Annotated in this window: 1 protein-coding gene; it reads left to right on the top strand. The window is 39.4% G+C overall.

Annotated features, from left to right (window positions below):
- Nucleotides 1-267 (top strand): hypothetical protein (locus ACFILW_RS11130; protein ID WP_375685869.1); only part of this gene is annotated, 267 nt, incomplete at its 5' end.
- Nucleotides 268-533: the final 266 nt, after the last annotated feature.

Genomic DNA, 533 nt, shown 5'->3' with positions numbered 1-533 from the left:
TTTCGTGAATATCTCGCGAACGGTTCAAGCTACGACGTTCTTTTTGGTGTCAAAATGTTCGTCTTCGAGAGCACTACAAGGCAAATTTTACAAAATGGCGCTATCACTTCCGGTTCTCGAGTTATGACGTGGCAAAAATTTTCAAAATGGCGGCCGAATATCTCGCGAACGGTTCAAGCTACGACGTTCGTTTTGGATGCAAAATGTTCCTTTTTTTTATCAGATTTACGGTGTTTGAATTACGAGCTGAAATTTGAGCCGGGTTAATTATTTTTAATTCCGCTGCGCCATCTCTTGACGGTTTGCCGAAGTACGAGATGTAGCGGCGACGAAAGTAGTGTGACGTTCGAACTGTCACAAAAATAAACCATTTGATTTTTAAGGTTATAACTGTGCTTTTAGTGCCGCACTAAACGAACCTGCGTAATGAAAAAAATAAGTGAAACCAAAATGAAATCGCGAAAATGAAAGACTTAGAAAAGAAGAAAATCAAAGTAACTTAAACAACCATTTGACAAGCCGCAAGAATAGGT

The sequence above is a fragment of the Bartonella sp. TT110JLCBS genome (assembly GCF_042193405.1).
In the GTDB taxonomy this organism is placed as follows: Bacteria; Pseudomonadota; Alphaproteobacteria; order Rhizobiales; family Rhizobiaceae; genus Bartonella.
This window is presented reverse-complemented; position numbering and strand designations above follow the sequence as displayed.